The following is a 23,117-nucleotide window of genomic DNA, read 5'->3' as shown; positions in this document are numbered from 1 at the left end:
CTTCTTTAAACTTTTTGTAATCAAATTCTTTTGTCATGAGGCAAAGTTATTTTCTTTTTAATCTATTATGACACAAAGTTTTGAACACTCTCAATTCTTGTAAGTTTTCAATCATAAATTATTAATCTTACTTTCACCACTTTTTAATATATATCATATTATGGAACGTAATGTACTTGATGGGAGAAAACGAAGCAATATTAGCATTGGTTGCGAAGTGGAAATTGTACAAAAGCATCATCAACGAACAGGAGAATTAACTGAAGGTTTTGTTTCAAGGATACTAACCAAGTCTGCCAATCATCCTCATGGAATCAAAGTTCAGTTAGAAACAGGAGAAGTTGGAAGAGTAAAGAATGTGATTGAAGAAGAATCTTAACCATTGAGAGTTCAAAGGCGCTTCACTTCATCACAGATGACACGAAGAAAAACTCAATGTACATTTGTGAGAAAACTTTATATTAATGGAGGAATCACTCGTGAGGACACGCGCGATAGCAATTGTGAGGACAAGTGCAATAGCAATTAAGGAACGAGCTACAAGCACACACCAGCGCAAACATAAATAGAAGAAAAGTCTCTGCGTAACTCCGTGAAGACCTCTGCGAACTCTGCGGTTAAGAAATTAAACTTTTTACCTCAGTTTACGTTAGTTAATGGAATTTGAAAAACAGAACTTTATATTAAATGGCAAGTAATTTTTGGAAAGATAACCAAGGCCCTATGTTTATGCTGGCTCCGATGGAGGATGTAACTGATACTACCTTTCGTCAGTTAGTAATGGAGATTAGTAATCCGGAGCATTTGCATGTGTTGTTTTGTGAGTTTATGAATACCGATGGCTTTTGTCATCCGGAAGGAAGGGAGAGGGTTGCGCAGCGATTAAGAATTAATGATAGTGAGCAGGAGCTTTTAAATAAAACCAATACGGCTTTAGTAGCTCAAATTTGGGGAACCAATCCTGAAAATTTTTATCAAACAGCAAAATATATTAGCGAGCATACTTCCTTTAATGGTATTGATATTAACATGGGTTGTCCCATGAAAAATATTATTAAAAAAGGAGCTTGTTCGGCACTAATTGATCAGCCTGCTTTGGCCAAAGAAATTATTGAAGCTACCATTGAGGGATCTTCACTTCCGGTAAGTGTAAAAACGCGTATTGGAGTTAAAGAGGTGGTTACCGAAAAATGGATCTCGCATTTATTGACTACCGATATTCAGGGATTAACGGTGCATGGCCGTGTTCAGAAAATGTTGTCAACAGGTCAGGCCGACTGGAATGAAATTGCCAAGGCCAAACAGCTGGCAAAAGAGTTAAATAAGGACATTAAAATCATAGGAAATGGAGATGTATTGAGCCTGGAACAGGGTTATGACTATATTGATAAATATGATTTAGATGGAATCATGATTGGTCGTGGAATTTTTCATAATCCGTGGTTTTTTAATACTTCAGCAGCTCCGGAAGAAGCTAAAACAAGATTGGATGCTTTGATGCGTCACGCTCAATTATTCAGTGAAACCTGGCAAACAGAAAAGCCATGGAACATATTGAAACGATTCTTTAAGATTTATATCTCAGGATTACGCGGAGCAGGAGCCTTACGTGAAGGTTTGATGTTAACCAAAAATATGGATGATTTAAATGAGGTTATTGAGAATTATTTTGCGGTAAATGTTGGAGAATAAGAGTAACTATTGGGATATTATTTATTGAATGGGTACAAGTTGCAAACTTGCACCAGCAGTTGTAAAAAAACTCTGCATAACTCTGAGAAATAGATCTGTTGACTCTGTGTTAAATGAAAATATTTTATAAAGAAAAAACCACACCTGAAATCAAGTGTGGTTTAGTTTTAGGGAATATAAAAACTTGTATTCTGAGATTGTAAAGAATTAGAAAGTAATTCCTAATTCAATTTCGAAAACACCAAGTTCAAGATCTATTTGTTGTGCAGGATCAAGTGAGTTTGGTCCTTTTACATTGTTTGCAGGAGCATAAACTAATGCAAGATTTAAGTCTTTACCTTTAGCACCTATTTTTTTTGTGGCTCCTAATGTAATATGTTGGTTGTTTACTACCGAAGCTAAAATGTTGAATAAAACTTCTGATTCCTGAACAGGTTCATTGCCATATGCATAACCAGCTCTTAATGCAAGTTTTTCTGAAGCATTAAATTCAGCTCCCACTTTAAATACAGTCATATCTTCCCATCCAAATCCTGGTCCGTTATCAGAGCCCATAAGGTTATTTTCAACTAATAAATTATTGATAGAGTTTCCTAAAGATTTTACCTCACTGAAGTTGATCTTTTGTACATCAAACAATACCTTAAACTTATCGCATACCTGGTAGTTTAAACCGGCAGTAATAACCGATGGCGCATCAAGTTTTCCATCCTCAGCCAAAAGACCTGCGTATTCTGATAGTTTTCCGGCAAAAGTTCGTGATTGGTAGCTTACACCAAAGTTTAATCCTTTAAGAATTTCACCCATGTAACCAATTTTAAAACCGGCACCAAAGTTATAATCCATTCCGTTGTTACTTAAGTGTTCCGGATTTTGCGACATGGCACCAAATGAATATATTCCGGTAACTTCAAAAGTCTGGCACATTAATAAAGCCGAAATACCAAAAGCATGTTTTTCACCAAATTTAATTGCGTAAGATGGCTCAAGGTATAACTGATTAAAAGTAACAGAAGTATTTTCACTTGTAGGATCGTAAAAAGTTTGTGTTGGAAAATCAGCAGCAATTCCGGTTCCATATACCGAAAGACCAAAAGCTGTATTGTCGCTTAATCTCCAGTTTGCACCTAAATTTGGAACTAATTTTAAATCCACATCACTTTCTACTTTGCCAGGAACTAAAGGAAGTATTCCGTCTCCGCTTGGAGCACCTGTTACAGTATAACTTGTTGAAGGAAACAGGAAGGTTAAAGATGCAGTGTATTGTTTATCTAAAAAGGCTCTACCTGCAGGGTTGTTTCCAACAATAGATGCTCTGTAATATGCAGCACCTACGCCACCCATTCCTTTGCTAACAGTTCCATATCCTAACATATGGTATCCATCAATTGCTTTTGCTGTAGTAACCACTAATAAACAAAGTGTAATCAAAAAAAGACGGTTAAGTTTTTTCATCATTTAAAATTTGTGTGTAATTGTTATTATATCAAGTTTAAATTCATTTATGATTTATAGAATAAGACGATTAATGGTTAAAAGCAGACCATAGTACGCATGTTTTACATAATGGTTTCATTTATAGAAAAGATGACGTCTAAATTTGTGTGTAATGCAATGGTAATAAGATGGATATTATGTGTAATAAAAATTAGATTTCTTAAAGTTTTACTTATTTTCGACTTAGTTGGTAAAACGTTTTAAAGTTGCGATAAGAGGATATAAAAATCCTCCATCACAATCTGTATATCTAATCCGGGATAATTCTTGCTGACTGCGATGGAGGGAACGGGGTGAGAGTGATCTCTTGGTTATGAATTGGGGAACTTTATCTGATCAAAATTTTGTTGGTATTTACCTGATTATCCTGGGTTACTTTATAAATGTATATCCCTGTTTTAATGCGACTGATATCAACTGTATTATTATTGATAAGTTTTTGGTCGAGCACTTTTTGTCCATTTAATGAGAACAACTCGATTCGGATAGGCATCATTTCGTTATAGCCTTCAACCCACAATATATCGGTGGCTGGATTGGGAAAAACTTTTAAAGTGAATATATCCTTTTCAGATGTATCTGTATTTGTATCATCATTACGATAAAAGAATTTAATATGACGATAAGGGATAAATGGATCGTTGTTTATCTCTTTAGTTGAAATAGTACTGGATGTGGTTTTATGGTGAAAGTAAAATGGTGTAAATAATAAAGGATTGTATGGAAGCAACAACTCCTCATAACTATATGAATCATCAAACTCACTTGATTGTTTTGATATGGCAGACCATTGGGTTTCGTTAACTGACCTCGAAACTTCACTTTCAGATGCGAATTCATCATATGTATTATAGCTAAATCCTTTTCGGCTAATTAGTTTGAGATCATTATCTCCATCATACCATTGGTAATAGGATATGGTGTATAATTGCCATTTAATATTATCATACAAGTACCAATATCGCTCGTTTAACTGCCATTGATTATCCTTATCAATCCATTTATTTATGTAATGGATTTTATCGTTAATATATTCGTAAGTTGTTTTTTTTCGGGTAATCCAATTTGTATTCTCTACATCATAATCATAAAATAATATAACATCAATTTTCTCATCAAATGTATAAAGGTATTTGCATTTCTTATGTTCCTGCCAGATGCTTGTTTCGCTATTCCAGGTATATTCTATTATTTCGTCAAGCAAATTGTTATTGATGTATTTATATTCCTTTTTTGTATCGTTAACCCAATTGTTGTTGATAAATAAAGAAGTAATAGAACCAGACATTTGGTGAGGTGAAGCGTAATCATATTCTTCTTTGATTTTGTTTTCCCAATCACCTTGAAGTTTATTCCATAACATTAGTTTGTATTCGGTTATATCAGAGTTATGGTAGATGTATTCATCTTTTAAATACTTTTTATCCCATTCCGAAGTCAACTCATTGAGGTTATATTCAACAATACTGTCAAGACGATTTTTGGTTTTATCGGTAGATGGAGCATCTGATGAAATATTCAGAAAAGCGGAATGACGCTTTAACTGGGTATGTGCATTTAGTTGATTAACATCCTGAGATTTAAGATAGGTGCATAAAAGCACTAACAAGAATGTGGTAATAACTTTTTTTGCCATTTTGCGCTATCAATGATTAATTCACTGACAAAACAAAACAATTATTTACATAACAAAGTTATCCTGAGATAAGTTGGACTATTTTTTAAGCAGAAATTTACATACAAAATAATCGTTTTTCTTTACTATATTGTTGGGGAGTCATGTTTAAATAGCTGGCAATATATTTATCTGGTGTTCCATCTAAAATCCAGTTTGATCGTTCTACAATTTCATGAAATAAACGAAACCGTTTTTGCGGATTACGGTATTGCAACAATAGCATGCGGTTTTCTCTGTCCAGTAAAATATTTTCATGAATTTTATAGAGCAGATAACTCACCTGGTGGTTTTCCTGAGCCAATAATTCCATATCTTTTTTCTCAAGATATATGATTTCAACATCAGTAATTGCTTCCTGAATTTCTAAAGAAGGACTTCCTTCTATATAACTTTTTAAACTGTTAAAAGGCAAGCCCTGAGGAGTTATGTTGGTAGTTATTGCCACATCATCATCAAAAATGAACTGATGCACAATGCCTTTTGTAACAAGACTGGATTTAGTTTCTATTTCGCCGGCACGCAGAATAGGCTCTCCTTTTAAAAATTGCTTTTTCTTTAAATGAGAACACATCTTGTTAAACACTTCAGTTTCTAATGTAGCAGAAGAACTAAAAAAATGGTATAAAGCATTAAAATCGGACTCTTCAACCTTCATAGATTAATGATTTTTGATGTTAAGATTGGAATGTTGAGTTTATAAAAAAATTATAATAAATTAGATTAATGGACACCTTATTTCCTATTTGTTTAATGTCAAATTTAAAAGATACGAAAGAGGTTACTTTACAGAAACCTCTACTCTGAATTCCGGATTACTCAATTCTGCCGGCATGTTGTTAAAATCTACATTGAGTAGTTTAATTGATGCAGGGTTACATGCTTTTGTTTCTATCATATAGGCTTTTAATAAGTGATTACGTTTGGTATATAAATCATTAAAAGCCAACTGAAGTTCTTCTTTTGACACTATTTTTAAACATTGTTCTTCTACAGATAGCGTGTTTTCCTCAGGTAAGAGTTTAGCTAAATAGAGTTTGAATTTTTCATCCTTATCCTGAACTCTTTTCCAATTGGTTATTTTTAAAGATGGTGTTTCTGTGATGTATTGGTTTTTAACTTGTTTGATGGCCAGTTGTTTCATTTCTTCTTTCATCACTACTTCCTGACGGAAAGAGAAAATGAGCTCTTCTTTCTTCGTTAGTATTTCTGCAATTTTATCCAATACCTTTCTTTGGTTATCAGATAAGGAGTCCTGAGTGTATTCAAATGGAACCATTTCTAATTCTTCAGGTTGTGTACCTACTAAGCGGGCCAGACTACTAAAAGGCTGAGTTGCTGTTTTGGTAATAAACTTGCCAAAAGTTTTCCATATTACCGGGCCTGCTTTAAATCCAGGTTCTGAAGGATTTCCTGTTACGGGCAGTTCGAATTCAACATTGTCCTGAGCATCTTTTATTAAATAAAGTGCCAGTTTAACCGGTAATTTAGAAGCCGTTGGGTCCTTAGTTTTTTTGCCAAACTGCATTTCTTTTACCAAAAGGTGGTTGTTATTTTCAAGCTTCTGTGGATCCATTTTAATATCAGCATCATAATTAAATAATCCTGAAACAATGGGATAGGCCAGATAATATTCGGTATAAGGCGAAAAGCTGTGTAAATCCAAATCGGTAATGGCACCATCGTAAAAGAAATTCAATGGGTTTTTGATACTAAAATGTGATGCGCCAATAAACATACCATCGTTGTTGAACTTCATACTCCAGTTAACAGGAATAGCATTGTTTTGCTCTGTTACCGCATTTAGCTTAATATCAATATTTTTAATGTTGTAACTGAATTCCCTGTTCAGTGTATTATCAGTAAAAGCCACTAAGCCATTCGTAACCGATACTGTGTCAATTCGATAATATAATGGTGATGGATTTGGTTCTGACGTAGCAATGGAATCTTCATTAGCTGTGTTCAATGTATCTGAAAGAATTGGATCAAAAAATGATTCCCAGTTACTTTTATCCTTATTTAAGATGGCAGAAATCTCTGGTCTGTCTATAGAAATATTGTTGATGATATATCGTGATTTTTCTAAATCAATAGAATCTAGTTTTGTATAAAGTTGATGCGCACTAAACATACTGGCTCCATTTAGGTCAACCATACTAAAGCTATCTATAGCAACCGTTCCGCTCACTAATATTTGATCAGGTTGTTCTATACTACCTTTAATTTTAATATCAGACTGAAGTAATCCATTGAATGAATCAATATTCATGTAATCCTTTAAATAATTGGTAAAGGCATTTAACTGAATGTTTGAGGTTCCGAAGTTTACATTGTATTGGGACTTTTGCTGGTTTATTTCTGCATCCACTTTAACACGACCATTTTTACCAATTGAAAATTGAACCCCCATTTCGCTACTTTGACTATCCCAGGCAATTAAGGGTAAATTTAAATTCAGGTCGTCAAAATTTAAAAGGTTGTCAATTTGTTGATCGTAATATTTAAAAGCTCCATTTTGTAAATCGATATTTCGGATGGAGAATTTTACATTTTCATTTTCTGCAATTTGAAGTGTATCTGTTTTTTCTTCAATAATAGTTGTGTCCGCCGGAGGTACTAAATCATCGAAATTAAATTGAGTTCCATTTTGTTTTATAGAAACATACGGATTAACCAATCTTATTTGAGAAACTGCATATTCATTCGAAAGCATTTTCCATGGATCATAATTGACCAATAACTCTTTAAAATATACAAAAGTATCTTTCTTGTTTTCTTCAAATAAAGTAAAGTTGCGTGCAGTTACCTGAACTTTAAAATAGTTAATATGTAGTTCTTTCAGGTCTAGTTTGCGGCCAACCAGTTCTTCACCATGTTTAACCAGGTAGTTTTTTATGATGGTTGAAAGAAAAAATAGTGTAATAAAAATAATGAGGCTTATACCACCTAAGATATAATATCTTTTTTTGATGTTCATACTTAAAAAACGAGGGATTAAAATAAGTAAACAAAATAAACGAAAATTTTATTTTCCCACGTAATAATCAGTATAAATAATAGAAATCAAATTTGAATTCAATAGCTGAATGTTAATGCTTTATAGTAAAACGATCAAAGCCATATGGGGTTATATCGTGAATCATACAATCAAAAACATCAGAAAATCTGGGGCCTTTTTTACAATCTGTTATAAAAATTCCTAAGCTACTTCTTTCTCCTTCTGCATCAATTTCAACTTCTCCTCCGGGTAAATTTCTTACGTAACCTTTAATTCCATGTTGTTTGGCGTGGTCTCTTACATAATATCTGTATCCTACACCCTGAACCCTTCCACTTACAATTATTTTCACCCTTCTCATAGCTAAACATTTTACCTTACAATTTACAGTTTAGAGCGCTTTAATAAAAGGATTTTTACTAAAATGATTGTAAAAACTTTGCAATATCAACATCTGCCGGAAGCCATTGTATTTTTAATAAGTCTGTTTTTGCAAGCCATTTAATCTCCGAATGTTCAACGGCTCTGGGTGTGCCTGATTTTATGGCGCAGATGTATGGTTGCAATTCTATGTGTTTATCAGAAAACTGATGCGTAAATAAGGGTAATTGCTCTTTTATTTCTATCAAGCAATCCAGTTCTTCATTGATTTCCCGGATCAGGCAATCTTCGGGCGATTCATTTTCTTCTATTTTGCCTCCCGGAAATTCCCAATAACCGCTGTGTGGCATGGAGTTGCTTCGTTTTGCTGCAAGTATTTTATTGTTGTGAAATATAATGGCGCAGGTAACTTTTATTATCATAATTGTAAATTGGTTGTTTGAATTTTACTTCGACAAAAATATCCTTATTTTTATTTTTCAAATACAACACCACTCTTTATGAATAAGATTGTTCCTGAAAAATGGATTCAGACCAAAGTTACGCTTGGGTTTATTATCATTATAGCTATTGCCATTGTAATTTTTACCATTGGATATTTTTCTGTGGCCTCCATTATCAAAGTTCAAAACGAGAGTGTAACCAATGAGGAGGAATTTACTTATCTGAATCAACTCATTTTTGAAATTATTGAAACGGAGGGGATAAGCAGGGTTTATGGAGTTACCGGAAACGAAGAATATAAGGAACAATATGAACTGCATCATGATTCGGTGCTTAGTATTATATCGTACTTGCCCAAGTTGTTTACTGATAAGAGTTCAGTTAATAGTATTGCCGAGGTAAAACGATCGTATTTGAAAAAGAAGGAGTTGATGGATCAGTTGGTACAGATCAACATTATTAATCTTCATCGCACTTCAGCAGAGAGTTTATTGGAATCAATTCCGGATTCTTTGAATTATCAGATTACAGAGTATACCTATACCACAGTTAAAGTAGATTCTTTGGATGAGGATACTTCTTCAATTGAAGAGGAAGAGCCTGAAGACCAAAAACGAAAAGGGTTTTTGAAACGAATGAGTGATTTTTTAAGTGGAAAAAAGAAAAAAGATGTGGCTCAGGAAATTGCTCCCACAATCAGTAAGCAAGTTGATTCTACTGTTCAAAAGCGGGTTCGAACAGATCAAAATATCAAGCAAATTAAAACACAACTAAAAAAGGCCAGTAAACAAGATGAATTGTTTAACCGAAAACTTCAAAGACATGAAAATGATTTGATTCAGTTGGATAGAATATTAACAGAACAGATTAAATCCATCGTTAATAATCTTCAGAATATTTCCGTTCAGAAAAATGCACGAAGAAGGGCTGAAATGGAATCCATGCGGAGTAGCTTTTTAGATAGGGTTTTACTGTTGGTAAGTTCAGCAATTTCGTTAATGCTCTTTTTTATTTATTGGATAAGTCGTGATATTACCAAGAGCCAGAAGTTGAACAATGATATCATAAGGGCTAAGGAAAGAGTTGATCGTTTACTAAAGGTTAAGGAGCAGTTTGTGGCTCACATGAGTCATGAAATCAGAACTCCATTAACTGCTATAATTGGTTTTTCGGAACAATTATCAATGCTGAAATTAGGAGGACAGCAAAAAGATATTTTGGAACGAATTAAATTGTCGGCACAGCATCTGATTGGTTTGATCAATAATATTCTTGATTTTTCAAGTCTGGAATCAGGTAAAGTTGAGTTTTTTAAAGATCAGATTGATGCTAAAGTAATGATGGAAGAATTGCATCATTTGTTTGATTTAAAGGCTTACGAAAAAGGAATTGAATTTAGTTACACTGTGGATGATCAATTAATTGCTTTTGAATCGGATTCCTTAAGGCTAAAGCAAGTATTGATTAACTTAATTGGCAATGCTTTTAAGTTTACACCTGAGGGATATGTAAAATATGGGGTAGAGCTGAAAAAGGATAAACTTGTTTTTACTGTTTCAGATTCCGGAATAGGTATTCCTAAGGATAAGCAGAAAAGTATTTTTAAGATGTTTAACCAGGTCAATATTAGCCTCTCACGTAAATATACAGGTACAGGATTGGGATTATCCATTAGCAGACAAATTATTGAGGCTATGGGAGGTTCAATTAGTGTTCAGAGTAAAATGGATGAGGGAAGTACTTTTAAATTCGATATTCCTTATGTTCAGGGAAAACAGCTTGCCAAATCTTCAAAAAATGAATCTGTCTACAGTTTTAAAAACAAAAGTATTTTGGCTGTTGACGATGATGAAATGATTTGCCAGGTGATAGATGGCATATTACACCACAAATGCCAAAAGCTTGATGTTAATTCCTCAGTAGATATGGCTTTAAAGGCTTTGGAGCATAATCAGTATGACTTGTTGATGATCGATTTACATATGCCTCAAATAGATGGTTTGCAGTTGATGCATATTATTCGTGAAGAAAAGCATATTGATACCCCAATTTTGTTTTTAACAGCAGATATGGTTAATGCTGAATTAAAGAAGGCTAATGATAATAAAAGTGTATGGATTATGGCAAAACCATTTACACATAATCAGATTATGGAAAAGCTAACAGAAATATTTGGTAACATAGATAATGAAAGTGAACCCGTAGAAAATGAAACAGAATCATTCCCAAATAATAAAACCGAAGAAATGAAAAGCAAGGAAGCAAATCAACTTTATGATCTTGATGGTGTAAAATCCTTTACAGGAGATGACAAAGCGTTTTTAGATTCTATTATTCAAACTTTTATCGAAAATACAGATGTCGGGATAAAGGATACGGAGGATGCAATACGTAAAGTGGATCATCATCAAACAGCAGAGAAAGCACACAAAATGCTTACTGGCTTCCGACAATTTAAAATAGAACATGGCATTCACATTCTAACACAGATTGAAAGTACCCGTGATGTAAATCTAAAGGAAGAAGTTATGGAAAACTTATTATCTGAATTAAAAACCTTATGGCAACCGATTAAAACTGATCTTCAGAATATTATGGATTAATTTCGGTAAAAAGATTACAAATCAATTCTATACCGATGAATTTTATTGTAAAGCGTTTTTCTGTCGATGCCCAGAATGCGTGCTGTTTTGGCTTTATTGTACTTTGTTTTTTCTAATGTTTCTAAAATCAATTCTTTTTCTGACTTTTCTTTCACTTCCTTTAGTTGAACCGGATCTTCATCAGTTGTTAATTGCTGAGGTTGTTGAATTTCATTTGGTAAATTGCTAATTGTAATTTCATCGCCCTTACAAAGTAAAACAGCTCTTCTGATTACATTGCGCAATTCTCTCAGGTTCCCTGGCCACTCATATTGCTGAAAGATATCCTTAACAGCACTGCTGATGATGATGTTCTGTTTGTTAAATTCCTGCAAAGCAAAATCCAGAAACTTATATCCGTAAAACAGAATATCGTCTTTACGATCTTTTAAAGGTAAAATATGAATAGAAAACTCGTTTAAGCGATGGTAAAGATCTTCACGGAATTTACCACTAAACGATGATACTCTTAAGTTTTCGTTGGTTGCTGCAATAATTCGGCAGGAGATAGGATATTCTTCATTGGCACCCAACCTGCGGGCTTTTCGTTCCTGAATGGCTCGTAAAAGTTTTACCTGAACATCATAACTCAAATTACCTATTTCATCTAAAAAGATGGTTCCGTTTTTCACCATTTCAAAATGGCCAACTTTGTCTTCCAGGGCTCCTGTAAACGAGCCTTTTTTATGACCAAATAATTCACTCGATGCAATGTCAGAGTGCAACGCACCACAATCAACTGCAACAAAGGGTTCTTTACTTCGGGTATTTAATTCGTGTATTCGTTGAGCAACAAATTCCTTACCAACGCCACTTTCTCCAAGTATTAGCACTGAAAGTTCGGTAGGTGCAATTAATTCTATTTGCTGTTCTGTTTCTAACGAATAGCGACTAATTCCTTTTATGTATTCTCGTTTTGAACTTGTTTTCTGAGCTTTGGGTTTAGGACTTATTTTTTCAAAAGCTCTGTTGATTACATGAAGTAATTCATCAGGATTAATAGGTTTGGTTACATATTCAAAAGCACCCAGTTTTATTGCATTAACAGCTACACGAATATCGGAATATGCCGTAATTAAAACAACCGGAGTATTTGGATTTTTCTTTTTAACTATGGGTAAAAGATCTAATCCTGTAGCGTTATCTAAACGATAGTCTGTTAAAATAAGATCAAATTCTTGATGAGAAATAAGATTTTGCGCATTGTTAAAATTACTGGCATAGGTAGTGTTGAAGCCTTTTCTTTTTAGAAAACCTTCAATCATTAACCCAAAAGAAGTATCGTCATCAACAATTAATATATTAAACATATAGTAAGTTCATTTTTGCCCTTAAGAATATAAAGTATGTAAATACGAAATACTCATTATTGTTCAAAGATATGTCAATAATGCGAAAATGAATATTGGTAATGAATTTTTATAAATGAAAAGGCAAAAAAAATGCGGGTCAACGTTTTGACCCGCAGCCTAGAACTACATTTAACTATATATGGTAACAATAGTCTAGAGTTAGTGGTATCGTTTGTGTTGTGTGTTGTGTGTTGTGTGTGTTGTGTTGTTGATACCTTAACCGTATGTGATATGAGAAACTTTTACTTATTTATCATAAATAGTGTAACTTTTTAATTCATGATGCTTAAGGTGTGAAGAGTGTATTGAAGCACCCTTTAATAAAACAATACCTATTAATAAAAATAGAGATGTTATCATTAGAGCCATTAACCTGTTGCAAACTGTAGAATTCATTTTATTTATTACTTGTTATGCTTCTGTTATTGGCAAAACTATGCCACTTTTTATTCTTTTTGCATAAAATGGTTGTAAGTGTCATAATAATAGAGTTATAGGTTGTTGTTGTGAATTTTTGATATGTTGCAATTGTTTAAAAAGTGTGGAAATAAATCTACATAATGTGGCTACATAGTGTGGATATTTGAATAGAGATTATGTGTATGTGGGGATGAGAATTTATTATTAATTTGTATTCAGGTTTAACGAAATGATATTTTAATAGATGTTTGTCAATGCTCATACGCATCATTTAAATTCAGAAGGAATTTCAGTTGTTAATATTTATCCATCTGATCAGGTACCGATTTTATCTGAACATCAAATTTTGTCTTGTGGAATTCACCCCTGGCATATTAAGGATATCGATATGGAAGAAGCATTTGATCAACTGAAGCATCTTTGTGAAAAAGGGTTGATTAAAATAATAGGGGAATGTGGATTGGATAAATATATCGAGGATATTCCCAGACAGGAGATTGTTTTTCGTCAACATATTGTATTGTCAGAACAATATGAGTTACCACTTATTATTCATTCTGTAAAAAGTCATCATTTAATACTTAATATCCGAAAGGAAACTAAAGCTCAACAACCATGGATTATTCATGGATTCAATGGATCTTTAGAAATGGCAGAACAACTCATAAAACAAAATATTTTTCTTTCTTTGGGGCCAAATTTTTTCAGGAATACAGAAAAAGCAAGTCGGTTGTTAAACCGAATCGATTTGAGTTTTGTTTTGTTTGAAACGGATGATACAGATGAGGAAATAAAAGATATTTATAGCAAGGCTAAAGATGTGCTGCGTATTTCTACAGAGGAATTAGAAATTAAAATAATGTTGAATTTTAAAAGGATTTTAAGAGACGGATGGATTGGCTAGAACGTACAGAATTGCTTTTGGGAAGTGAAAAGTTAGAGGATCTTTCAAATAAGCATGTTATGGTAGTAGGATTAGGAGGAGTTGGTGCTTATGCAGCTGAATTGATTGCCAGGGCAGGTGTGGGTAATATGACTATTGTTGATGGTGATATTATAAATGAAAGTAATAGAAACCGACAGTTGCCTGCATTGATTAGTACTTTGGGAAAATCAAAAGCAGAAGTAATGGGGCAAAGGTTGAAGGATATTAACAGCAATTTGCAGGTTAAAGTCATTGACAGTTTCATGGATGAAGAGGGTTTTAAAACTCTGTTGTCAAATTCATTTGATTATGTAGTTGATGCAATAGATACTTTAGCGCCAAAAGTGGCATTAATTAAAGAGGCTTTTGAAAATCAAATTCCAATTGTTTCTTCAATGGGAGCTGGTGGTAAATTTGATCCTTCAAAGATTGAAATTTGTGATATCAGTAAATCAAAGTATTGTAATTTAGCGCGAATGGTGCGTAAGCGATTACATAAATTAGGAATACGTAAAGGCATCCCCGTAGTTTATTCCTATGAAGGAGTTCCCCGGGAATATATTATTAAAACAGAAGGCGAGCGTAACAAAAAAACAACGGTAGGTACGATTTCTTACATGCCGCCAATATTTGGGTGCTTTATTGCCAGTAAAGTGATCAGGGATTTAGTTGGTGATCTGGAACAATAAATGATATAAAAAACAAGCTGTCTTATTCAGGCAGCTTGTTTTGTTCTTAATTGTGTATTTTTTTAAGAAGCCAGGCTATGTTTTGTGCTAAATTACTTACTGTTCTTTGGGCTTCCTCGTCTTTTTGATAATCATCGATTGCTGCCGATTTAGATACATTCCAATATGTCGATCCCGGAACAATCATATCACTCATTAAATAAAAATGATTAATGGAGTCAAAAGCATTTAAGGCTCCGGCTCTTCTGGCAACAGTTACAGCTGCACCAATCTTTTTAGAAAGCGCCATATCATTTGCTCTTGCCACCACACCACATCTGTCAATTAAAGCTTTAAGTTCCGGAGTAATATCGGCAAAATAAGTTGGCGACCCCATAATAATAGCATCGGCTTTCAGCATTTTTTCAATTACCGGAGTTAATTTGTCATTGATCACGCATGTAAGATTCTTTAGCTGACCGCACTTTCTACATGCCGTGCATCCTCTGATTTGTTCTCCACCTATATTAACTATTTCAGTATTTATACCTTGTTCTTCTAATACCTGAGCAGTAATTTTAAGCAATCCCTTTGTATTACCGTTTCTTCGTGGACTTCCGTTTATTAATATTGCTTGCATATTGATTTTGTTTGCTGCAAAAGTAAATACTTTACTATAAATAGACGATGGAAGAGCGGCCAAAAAACAAACAAAAATCCACAAAATGTTAAAAATATAACAAAATGTGATATTTGTGTTTTAATTGTTAGCTTTCTTCAGATTATAAAAATAATGTCTTAATTTTGTATCGCTTAACGCATATAACTTTGGTTTTATATAAGGATTTATTAAAAATCTTTTCTTTATGAAAGTATTAAAATTTGGTGGAACATCTGTAGGAACCGCCCAGCGAATGAAAGAAGTCGCAGGTTTAGTTTGTGATGGAGAACAAAAAATTGTTGTACTGTCGGCTATGTCAGGAACAACAAATTGTTTAGTAGAAATAGCGAACTATTTGTATAAGAAAAATAATGATGGTGCAAATGAACTAATCAATGAGTTAGAGCAAAAGTACTACGAAGAAGTAGATGCACTTTACAAGTCTGAAGAATATAAACAGAAGGGTAAAGAGATGATTGAGTCTCATTTTGACTATATTAAATCTTTTACAATAGATGTATTTACCAATTTTGAGGAAAAAGCAATTCTTGCGCAAGGTGAATTGATTTCAACTGCAATGTTTCAGTTTTATCTTGAAGAAATCGGAAAAAACTCAGCATTGATTCCTGCGTTGGATTTTATGCGTATTGACAAGCATAATGAGCCAGATACTATTTATATAAAAGAAAACTGCTCAAAAGTATTATCAGAAAATCCAGGGTTTGAAATTTATGTTACTCAGGGATATATTTGTAGAAATGCTTTTGGTGAAGTAGATAATTTACAGCGTGGAGGTAGTGATTTTACGGCAAGTTTAATTGGAGCAGCCATTAATGCCGATGAAATACAAATCTGGACTGATATTGACGGTATGCACAATAATGATCCTCGCTTTGTTGAAAACACGCATTCAGTTGCAAACCTGTCATTTGATGAAGCTGCAGAGTTGGCATATTTTGGAGCTAAGATTTTACATCCAACAAGTGTGCTTCCGGCAAAACTTTCAAATGTTCCGGTACGATTATTAAATACCATGGAGCCAAAGGCACCGGGAACTTTAATTTCATCAGCTCAGGAAAAAGACAGAATTGCAGCCGTAGCAGCAAAAGATGATATTACTGCTATTAAAATTAAGTCGGGCAGAATGCTTTTAGCCTATGGTTTCCTTCGTAAGGTTTTCGAAATTTTTGAAACCTACAAAACTCCAATTGACATGATTTCAACTTCTGAGGTTGGCGTTTCAGTTACCATTGACAACAGTAAGCATCTTGATGATATTGTTGATGACCTGAAAAAGTTTGGAACAGTTGATGTTGATGGTGAACAAGTAATTATTTGTGTTGTTGGAGATTTAGTTGCAGATAATATTGGTTATGCAAATAAAATATTTGAAGCATTAAAAGGAATTCCAATTCGTATGATTTCATACGGAGGAAGTAATTACAATGTATCTATCTTGGTAGATAAAAAGTATAAAAAAGATGCGCTTAATGCATTAAGTGATAAATTGTTTTAAGGATTAGATTATAATGACAAATCATTTTCCGGTTGAGAAACTACAAAATATAGAAACTCCGTTTTACTATTATAACATGGAGTTGCTTGAACAAACGCTTCAGGTAATTAAAGAAGAGTCGTCAAAGTATGGTTATCATATTCACTACGCGGTTAAAGCTAACGCTAATAAAAGAATTCTTGAAACCATTAATTCTTATGGCTTAGGTGCAGATTGTGTAAGTGGAAATGAAGTTTCAGCGTCTCTTGATGCAGGTTTTCCTTCTGAAAAAGTTGTTTTTGCAGGTGTTGGAAAGTCTGATAAAGAAATTATTACAGGCCTTAAAAATAATATTGGCTGTTTTAATGTGGAGTCTATTCCTGAGTTGGAAGTGATTAATGAACTTGCTGAAAAAGAAGGTTTGGTTGCTAATGTTGCATTACGAATTAATCCTAATGTAAAGGCAAATACCCATCATTACATTACAACCGGGCTCGAAGAAAATAAGTTTGGAATTTATATCTGGGACCTTGAAAAGGTAATGGATAAAATTGATGAACTAAATAATGTCAATTTTAAAGGAATTCATTTTCATATCGGATCTCAGATTAATGATTTAGATTCATACAAACAGCTTTGTACCAGAGTAAATGAATTACAGGAGTTGTTTGAAAAAAGAAGAGCAATACCACAGATTGTAAATGTAGGTGGTGGATTAGGTGTGGATTATGAAAATCCGGATGAAAATCCAATGCCTGACTTTAAAGCTTTCTTTAAAATATTTGATGAATTTTTGGAGTTAAAAGAAGGTCAGGAAGTTCACTTTGAATTAGGTCGTTCTGTTGTATGTCAGTGTGGATCATTGATTTCGAGAGTAATTTATGTAAAAGAAGGTGTAAATACAAATTTTGCTATTGTTGATGCTGGTATGAGCGATTTAATTCGTCCGGCATTATATCAGGCATATCATAAAATACAAAACCTTACTTCAAGTGGGGAAGAAGAAAAATATGATGTTGTTGGTCCAATTTGTGAATCGTCAGATTGTTTTGGAAAAGCAGTGGTTCTTCCTACTACTCAGCGCGGTGATTTAATATGTATCCGTTCAGCTGGTGCATATGGAGAAATCATGGCAAATCAATATAATTTAAGAGCTCTGCCAAAAGGTTTTTATTCGAGCGATTTATAGTTATCTTTGCAGCAATATTGAAAATAATGATAGAGGGTGTGTCTTTTGGCACACCTTTTTTAGTTCATATAAATTAAGTAAAGATGTTTTACACATTGTTTATTAATGTTGGTAGTTTGTTTTTAATGATGTTACCAGGATACATCCTGATTCGTAAAAACATACTTAGTGCAGGAGCATTAAAAGATTTTAGTCAGGTTATTGTTAAGGTGTTTTACCCGTGCCTTATTTTTAGTTCAATGACCAGAAATTATTCGCTGGAACAAGTGATGGATTCGTGGCAGCTTCCGGTAGCAGCATTCTTTATTCTTTTTATAGGTTACCTTATCGGATTAATATACAATGGATTTTTCAGTAAGGGAGATATCGAACATAAAAAGAGTATGTTGTATCAATTTACGATCAATAACTATTCTTTTCTTCCATTAGCTATTATTGCAAAGCTGTACGATGAACAACATATGGCTGCGCTAATACTTTCCACTTTGGGATCAGAGATTACTGTTTGGACCTTAGGAATGGCTATTTTAAATAAAAGGGAGAAGGGGTTTAACTTTAAAAATTTAAAACATCTGTTGTCAGCGCCATTAATGAGTATCTATTTTTCATTAATTGTAATGATTGTTTTCTCTCAGTTTCATACATCTATAGGTGCTTTGATTGAAAAGTATTCAACCATTAAATATATCAATTCAACTATTTACGATTTAGGTCAGGCAACAATTCCATTATCGTTAATTATGACAGGAGGGAGAATGGGTAAAATTAAGTTTGGAGATCTTAAATCAAAAGACATATGGATTGTTACTTTATTCAGGATGGTTATTATTCCATTTGCGGCCGTTTTAATGATTAAAATGTTGTTTCCTGATCATCCGTACCAAAATGTAATGTTAATCGTTTGTGTGATGCCTAATGCAATCGCTAGTCTTGTTTTGGGAGAACTGTATGGGGGAGATCAAAACCTGTTAAGTGGAACGGTTTTAATCAGTCATATTGTTTCTTTAGGGATGATTCCTTTATGGCTAATGTTTTTAATATAAAGTTGGATTCAGTAATCCCAATAAGATAAAATTAAGGAGGCGCTATTTTTGTTAAAATAGCGCCTCCTTCGTAAATTATGTTTGTGTCTTTTAGTTTTTAAGCTTTTCAAGTTCACTATGAATCTTGTTCCATCTGTCATCTTCCATTTTAGGTCCTACAACCTCAATAACATTTCCGGAAAGAAGCGCTCCAATTTGTCCGCATTTATCAATTGGCAAAAAGTTTAGTAAGCCATATAAAAATCCGGCAGCATATAAATCACCAGCACCTGTTGTATCAATGCTATTAGCAGGAATAACTCCAACCTCAAAAGTCGTTTCAAAATGTTTAATAATTGAACCTTTACTTCCTAGCTTAAGAACAGCAATGTTACAGTCTTTAGCCATAATGTCTAAAGCCTCTTTTTCTTCTTTTTTAGTAAAAGCTTTGGCTTCTTCTTCATTAGCAAATAATATATCCACGTATTTAGCCACCATGTCTTTTAAAAAGGCGTGGTTATCTTCTACTACATTAAAGCTGGCTAAGTCTAATGAAACAATTAATTTGGCCTCTTTAGCGCATTTTAAAGCTTTTTCAATTAGAGGTTGATTATACACCAGGTATCCTTCAATATGAAAGTGTGTATAGCCATGAAATAAATCTTCTACAATATCATCAGGACTTAATTCAACGGCAGCTCCTAAAAACGTGGCAAAAGTTCTTTCCGAGTCAGGACTAATTAAAGCGATTGCTTTTCCAGATTCGTTTTCGCTGGTTAGTAATTTAGGTTCAATATTATTTGAGCTCATATCTTTTTTAAAGAATTCACCCAATTCATCGTTTCCAACTTTTCCTAAAAATCCGGTTTGTATTCCAAGGCATGATAAACCATGAATGGTGTTTGCGGCCGAACCTCCGGAAGCTTGTTCTGTTTTTAAATGTGAAATATGCTCTAATACTTTAGATGAGGTTTCAGCATCTACTAATTGCATACTTCCTTTAGGGAAATTCAATCTTTGCAACAATTCATCATCTTCCATTTTTGTAAGGATATCTACCAGTGCATTTCCCATTCCTAGAACTTTGCTCATAATCAGCTATTTAATATTTTAAGTGAAATTTTTTTGAATTTTTTTTTACAAAGATATTGCATATTTTTAAATTTCCTCTTACTTTCGCAGCGCATTTGTGAAAAACACATTCTAAAACGATAGAGTGAAACAGATGAAATATTGATAAAGGAATAAATAATACTCCTCCTTAGCTCAGCTGGTTAGAGCACCTGACTGTTAATCAGGGGGTCCTAGGTTCAAGTCCTAGAGGGGGAGCATTTTTAAAATACAAGTTACAAAAGTGACTCTCATTCCTCCTTAGCTCAGCTGGTTAGAGCACCTGACTGTTAATCAGGGGGTCCTAGGTTCAAGTCCTAGAGGGGGAGCATTTTTAAAACACATGTTACAAAAGTAACACTTATTCCTCCTTAGCTCAGCTGGTTAGAGCACCTGACTGTTAATCAGGGGGTCCTAGGTTCAAGTCCTAGAGGGGGAGCAGAAAAGAGATCTGATTTATTTCGGGTCTCTTTTTTTGTTTATTATTCTTTCCAAAACAAAGTCAGTTCTTTTTATCTTTTGTGAGTCTTAATATAACTTTAGGAAAAAATACCTGAATTAAAAAATGCGAACTTTTGAGTTTAATAGAAACAAGCATAACAAGGAGTTGTTGATTGATTGTTTAAGTATACATGAAATATCAGCACTGAGTACTTCCTTAAAAGAAATGCATACAACATCTTTTTACGAACTGTATTTTTTTACCGAAGCTGAAGGTACTATTTCAATTGAGAATAAAATTTATCAAATAGATGGTGCCTGCATCGTTATGTTGCCACCTCTTGTTGCTCGTCAATGGGATATTTCCTTTAATAAAGACTCGTACGTAGTATTTTTTGAGCAGGAAATTTTTGAGTATACCTTAAAGGATGCTTTCTTTTTGTATCGGTTGCAGTGTTTTAACTTTAATAGTTTACATCCTATTTTACCAGTAAAGGACGGGCAGTGTAGTAATTATTATTTTCTTATTCAGAAGATAATGAATGAAATAGCCAATATAAAAGATGACAGTATCTATTTATTAAATGCTTACTTATATCAGTTGTTACTTGAGATCAACCGTAACTATGTAAGTTACTTTCAGATAAAAGAGGCATTAAATACCAATTCGGAAGTCATCAATTTTAAAACGCTGTTAAAAAAGAATATACATTCAATTCAAACAGTGAATGGTTATGCCGATTTAATGGGAATTACACGTAATCATCTTAATAAAATATGTATTGAGCTCCTTGGTAGAAATGCCAGTTCAATTATTAAGAATGAACTTCTTTTGGCATGTAAAACAGAATTATTGGCATCGTGTATTACTGTTGCAGAAATATCCTATAAGTTTAATTTTTCTGCACCATCTAATTTTACGCGTTTTTTTAAGGATGTTGAAGGTATTTCACCAGGTGATTACCGGAAAAAATTTCAAAATGATAAGAATTGATGCATAATGATAGGTGATGAAATGCTGAAACAAAATATTTTTGACGCAAAAAAATAATAAAAGATAAAAAGATGTCAAAATTAGTAATTGTAACACACCCAAATATTGAAGGTTCAGTAGTAAATAGTAAATGGGTTAGCGAATTAGAGAAGTATTCAGACAATATTAAACTTCATTCATTATACGCGAAATATCCGGATTTAAATATTGATGTGGCTGCAGAGCAGGAATTGTTATCTCAGTATGATGAGATTATTTTTCAATTTCCATTACATTGGTTTGGAGTTCCTTATGCTTTAAAACAGTATATGGATCAGGTATTGACTTATGGATGGGCATTTGGTCCTGATGGAGATAAAATGAAGGGAAAAAAGATTGGTTTTGCTGTTTCAACAGGTGGTGCTCAGGAAACTTATGAAACAATGGTTTCACTTGAGGACTTATTAAAACCAGTTTATGTTTCATTCCAATATTGTGGATGTGAAATTTTACCAACTCACAGATTGTATGGAGCAAATCAAGGAATTACTCCTGAATTTGTTGAGGAAAACGCAAAAACATATGCAGCATCATTGCTTTAAGAACAATGATAAAAATATTATACAGAGCCTTTGGAGTTAGCTTCAAAGGCTTTTTTTGTTTCTCAACTTTTTTGTAAAAGGGATTTAGTTGTTGTGTAGGTACAAACAAAAAAAGCGCCCAGAGTGGAAGCCTCCGAACGCCTTTATTTTCAATGTGGAGAATATCGGAATCGAACCGATGACCTTTTGACTGCCAGTTATATTTTTATACTTTATGAAAACTTACTAAATTTTATATAATATCATATAGTCAATATGTTACGTCTTTTGTAATTCACGTAGATTATAAAAAATTACCAAAAGTTACTATATTTGTATGTTATAATGTATGTTACTTTTGACTTATGAACAAAACCGTATCAACAGCTATTATCCTAGATACTCGTAAAACTAGAAAAGATAAAAGGCATATAGTTAGATTAAGAGTTACTTATCAAAGAAGGCAAAAGTATTACTCAACTAAGTATGTTTATACTCAAGATGAATTTGATACAGTAATGTCTCCTAATAGTAAAGGCGAGAATAAGAAAGTGAAACTTAATTTACAAGCCTTAGAGAAAACTGCTAATGACATCATTAATAATCTACCGGATTTTGATTTTGACACTTTTGAAAAGTACCTAAAATCACCTAAAGGAAGACCGTCAATTAATACTTATTACGAATCCTATATAAAACAACTTAATACAGAAGAAAGAGTAAGTACAGCTATAAGTTATACAGCAAGTTTAAAGTCATTGTTATCCTTTAGGCAAAGCGACTATATTTACTTCAATGAAATTGATGTATCTTTTTTGACAAAATACGAGAATTGGTTACTTAAAAATGACAAATAGATATTCCGGTGATGTTGACCCCTCATTCCGGTCATATTGACCCCCTTGGATTTGGGTAACTAAAAATGGTTAGTGTGACAAAATTACATCT

At 33.3% G+C, this 23,117-nt stretch carries 20 protein-coding genes and 3 tRNA genes; 14 read left to right on the top strand and 9 right to left on the bottom strand.

Annotated features, from left to right (window positions below):
* Window positions 1–160: 160 nt before the first annotated feature.
* Window positions 161–379, top strand: a complete 219-nt coding sequence (locus OM075_RS20990) for a YwbE family protein (protein WP_301192516.1) — start codon at window positions 161–163, stop codon at window positions 377–379.
* A gap of 308 nt (window positions 380–687) precedes the next feature.
* Window positions 688–1,692, top strand: coding sequence for a tRNA dihydrouridine synthase (locus tag OM075_RS20985; RefSeq protein WP_301192515.1), 1,005 nt, complete (start codon window positions 688–690; stop codon window positions 1,690–1,692).
* A 207-nt stretch (window positions 1,693–1,899) separates the two neighbouring features.
* On the opposite strand, the gene OM075_RS20980 is transcribed toward OM075_RS20985, so the two are convergent.
* From OM075_RS20980 to OM075_RS20955, 6 genes are all read right to left on the bottom strand, one after another.
* Complete coding sequence (locus OM075_RS20980) at window positions 1,900–3,147, bottom strand: OmpP1/FadL family transporter (RefSeq protein WP_301192514.1); 1,248 nt, start codon at window positions 3,145–3,147, stop codon at window positions 1,900–1,902.
* A gap of 370 nt (window positions 3,148–3,517) precedes the next feature.
* Window positions 3,518–4,825 (bottom strand): T9SS type A sorting domain-containing protein, encoded by a 1,308-nt coding sequence (locus OM075_RS20975; RefSeq protein WP_301192513.1) that lies wholly within the window; start codon window positions 4,823–4,825, stop codon window positions 3,518–3,520.
* Window positions 4,826–4,922: 97 nt separating this feature from the next.
* Entirely contained in the window at window positions 4,923–5,522 is a 600-nt protein-coding gene (locus tag OM075_RS20970; protein ID WP_301192512.1) for a Crp/Fnr family transcriptional regulator, read from the bottom strand.
* A 123-nt stretch (window positions 5,523–5,645) separates the two neighbouring features.
* A complete protein-coding gene (locus OM075_RS20965; protein ID WP_301192511.1) occupies window positions 5,646–7,844 on the bottom strand; it encodes a DUF748 domain-containing protein in 2,199 nt (732 codons plus the stop codon).
* A gap of 112 nt (window positions 7,845–7,956) precedes the next feature.
* Window positions 7,957–8,226, bottom strand: coding sequence for an acylphosphatase (locus OM075_RS20960; RefSeq protein WP_301192510.1), 270 nt, complete (start codon window positions 8,224–8,226; stop codon window positions 7,957–7,959).
* Window positions 8,227–8,284: 58 nt separating this feature from the next.
* Entirely contained in the window at window positions 8,285–8,668 is a 384-nt protein-coding gene (locus OM075_RS20955) for a (deoxy)nucleoside triphosphate pyrophosphohydrolase (protein ID WP_301192509.1), read from the bottom strand.
* Between the two features lie 78 nt (window positions 8,669–8,746).
* On the opposite strand from OM075_RS20955, the gene OM075_RS20950 reads away from it, so the two are divergent.
* Window positions 8,747–11,293 carry a hybrid sensor histidine kinase/response regulator gene (locus OM075_RS20950; protein WP_301192508.1) on the top strand — a complete coding sequence of 849 codons (2,547 nt, stop codon included), beginning with the start codon at window positions 8,747–8,749 and terminating at the stop codon, window positions 11,291–11,293.
* A 14-nt stretch (window positions 11,294–11,307) separates the two neighbouring features.
* Here OM075_RS20950 and OM075_RS20945 read toward each other — a convergent pair whose 3' ends face one another.
* Window positions 11,308–12,642 carry a sigma-54-dependent transcriptional regulator gene (locus OM075_RS20945; RefSeq protein ID WP_301192507.1) on the bottom strand — a complete coding sequence of 445 codons (1,335 nt, stop codon included), beginning with the start codon at window positions 12,640–12,642 and terminating at the stop codon, window positions 11,308–11,310.
* A 706-nt stretch (window positions 12,643–13,348) separates the two neighbouring features.
* Here OM075_RS20945 and OM075_RS20940 point away from each other — a divergent pair.
* Complete coding sequence (locus OM075_RS20940) at window positions 13,349–14,008, top strand: TatD family hydrolase (protein WP_301192506.1); 660 nt, start codon at window positions 13,349–13,351, stop codon at window positions 14,006–14,008.
* Window positions 13,996–14,718 (top strand): tRNA threonylcarbamoyladenosine dehydratase, encoded by a 723-nt coding sequence (locus OM075_RS20935; protein ID WP_301192505.1) that lies wholly within the window; start codon window positions 13,996–13,998, stop codon window positions 14,716–14,718. The genes OM075_RS20940 and OM075_RS20935 overlap by 13 nt, the downstream gene beginning before the upstream one ends.
* Window positions 14,719–14,764: 46 nt before the next feature.
* Here the strand turns inward: OM075_RS20935 and OM075_RS20930 are convergent, their stop codons facing one another.
* Complete coding sequence (locus OM075_RS20930; protein ID WP_301192504.1) at window positions 14,765–15,337, bottom strand: flavodoxin family protein; 573 nt, start codon at window positions 15,335–15,337, stop codon at window positions 14,765–14,767.
* Between the two features lie 226 nt (window positions 15,338–15,563).
* Between OM075_RS20930 and OM075_RS20925 the strand changes: the two genes are divergently transcribed.
* From OM075_RS20925 to OM075_RS20915, 3 genes are all read left to right on the top strand, one after another.
* Window positions 15,564–16,874: an aspartate kinase gene (locus tag OM075_RS20925; protein WP_301192503.1), complete on the top strand. Its 1,311-nt coding sequence runs from the start codon at window positions 15,564–15,566 to the stop codon at window positions 16,872–16,874.
* A gap of 13 nt (window positions 16,875–16,887) precedes the next feature.
* Window positions 16,888–18,042 carry a diaminopimelate decarboxylase gene (gene lysA, locus OM075_RS20920; RefSeq protein ID WP_301192502.1) on the top strand — a complete coding sequence of 385 codons (1,155 nt, stop codon included), beginning with the start codon at window positions 16,888–16,890 and terminating at the stop codon, window positions 18,040–18,042.
* An 83-nt stretch (window positions 18,043–18,125) separates the two neighbouring features.
* Window positions 18,126–19,085, top strand: a complete 960-nt coding sequence (locus OM075_RS20915) for an AEC family transporter (RefSeq protein WP_301192501.1) — start codon at window positions 18,126–18,128, stop codon at window positions 19,083–19,085.
* A gap of 90 nt (window positions 19,086–19,175) precedes the next feature.
* Here OM075_RS20915 and OM075_RS20910 read toward each other — a convergent pair whose 3' ends face one another.
* Window positions 19,176–20,156, bottom strand: coding sequence for an adenosine kinase (locus OM075_RS20910; RefSeq protein ID WP_301192500.1), 981 nt, complete (start codon window positions 20,154–20,156; stop codon window positions 19,176–19,178).
* A gap of 163 nt (window positions 20,157–20,319) precedes the next feature.
* Here OM075_RS20910 and OM075_RS20905 point away from each other — a divergent pair.
* From OM075_RS20905 to OM075_RS20880, 6 genes are all read left to right on the top strand, one after another.
* Window positions 20,320–20,393 (top strand) — tRNA-Asn (locus OM075_RS20905).
* A gap of 36 nt (window positions 20,394–20,429) precedes the next feature.
* A tRNA-Asn gene (locus tag OM075_RS20900) sits at window positions 20,430–20,503 on the top strand.
* A 36-nt stretch (window positions 20,504–20,539) separates the two neighbouring features.
* Window positions 20,540–20,613 (top strand) — tRNA-Asn (locus OM075_RS20895).
* A 126-nt stretch (window positions 20,614–20,739) separates the two neighbouring features.
* Complete coding sequence (locus OM075_RS20890) at window positions 20,740–21,609, top strand: AraC family transcriptional regulator (protein WP_301192499.1); 870 nt, start codon at window positions 20,740–20,742, stop codon at window positions 21,607–21,609.
* A 71-nt stretch (window positions 21,610–21,680) separates the two neighbouring features.
* Window positions 21,681–22,190 carry an NAD(P)H-dependent oxidoreductase gene (locus tag OM075_RS20885; protein WP_301192498.1) on the top strand — a complete coding sequence of 170 codons (510 nt, stop codon included), beginning with the start codon at window positions 21,681–21,683 and terminating at the stop codon, window positions 22,188–22,190.
* Window positions 22,191–22,534: 344 nt separating this feature from the next.
* Window positions 22,535–23,026 carry a phage integrase SAM-like domain-containing protein gene (locus OM075_RS20880; RefSeq protein WP_301192497.1) on the top strand — a complete coding sequence of 164 codons (492 nt, stop codon included), beginning with the start codon at window positions 22,535–22,537 and terminating at the stop codon, window positions 23,024–23,026.
* The last annotated feature ends 91 nt before the right edge of the window (window positions 23,027–23,117 follow it).

Origin of the sequence: Plebeiibacterium sediminum (assembly GCF_026013605.1) — a bacterium.
Classification (GTDB): domain Bacteria; phylum Bacteroidota; class Bacteroidia; order Bacteroidales; family Marinilabiliaceae; genus Saccharicrinis; species Saccharicrinis sediminus.
Note: the sequence above shows the minus strand (reverse complement) of the source record. Positions and strands in the feature narration are given on the sequence as shown.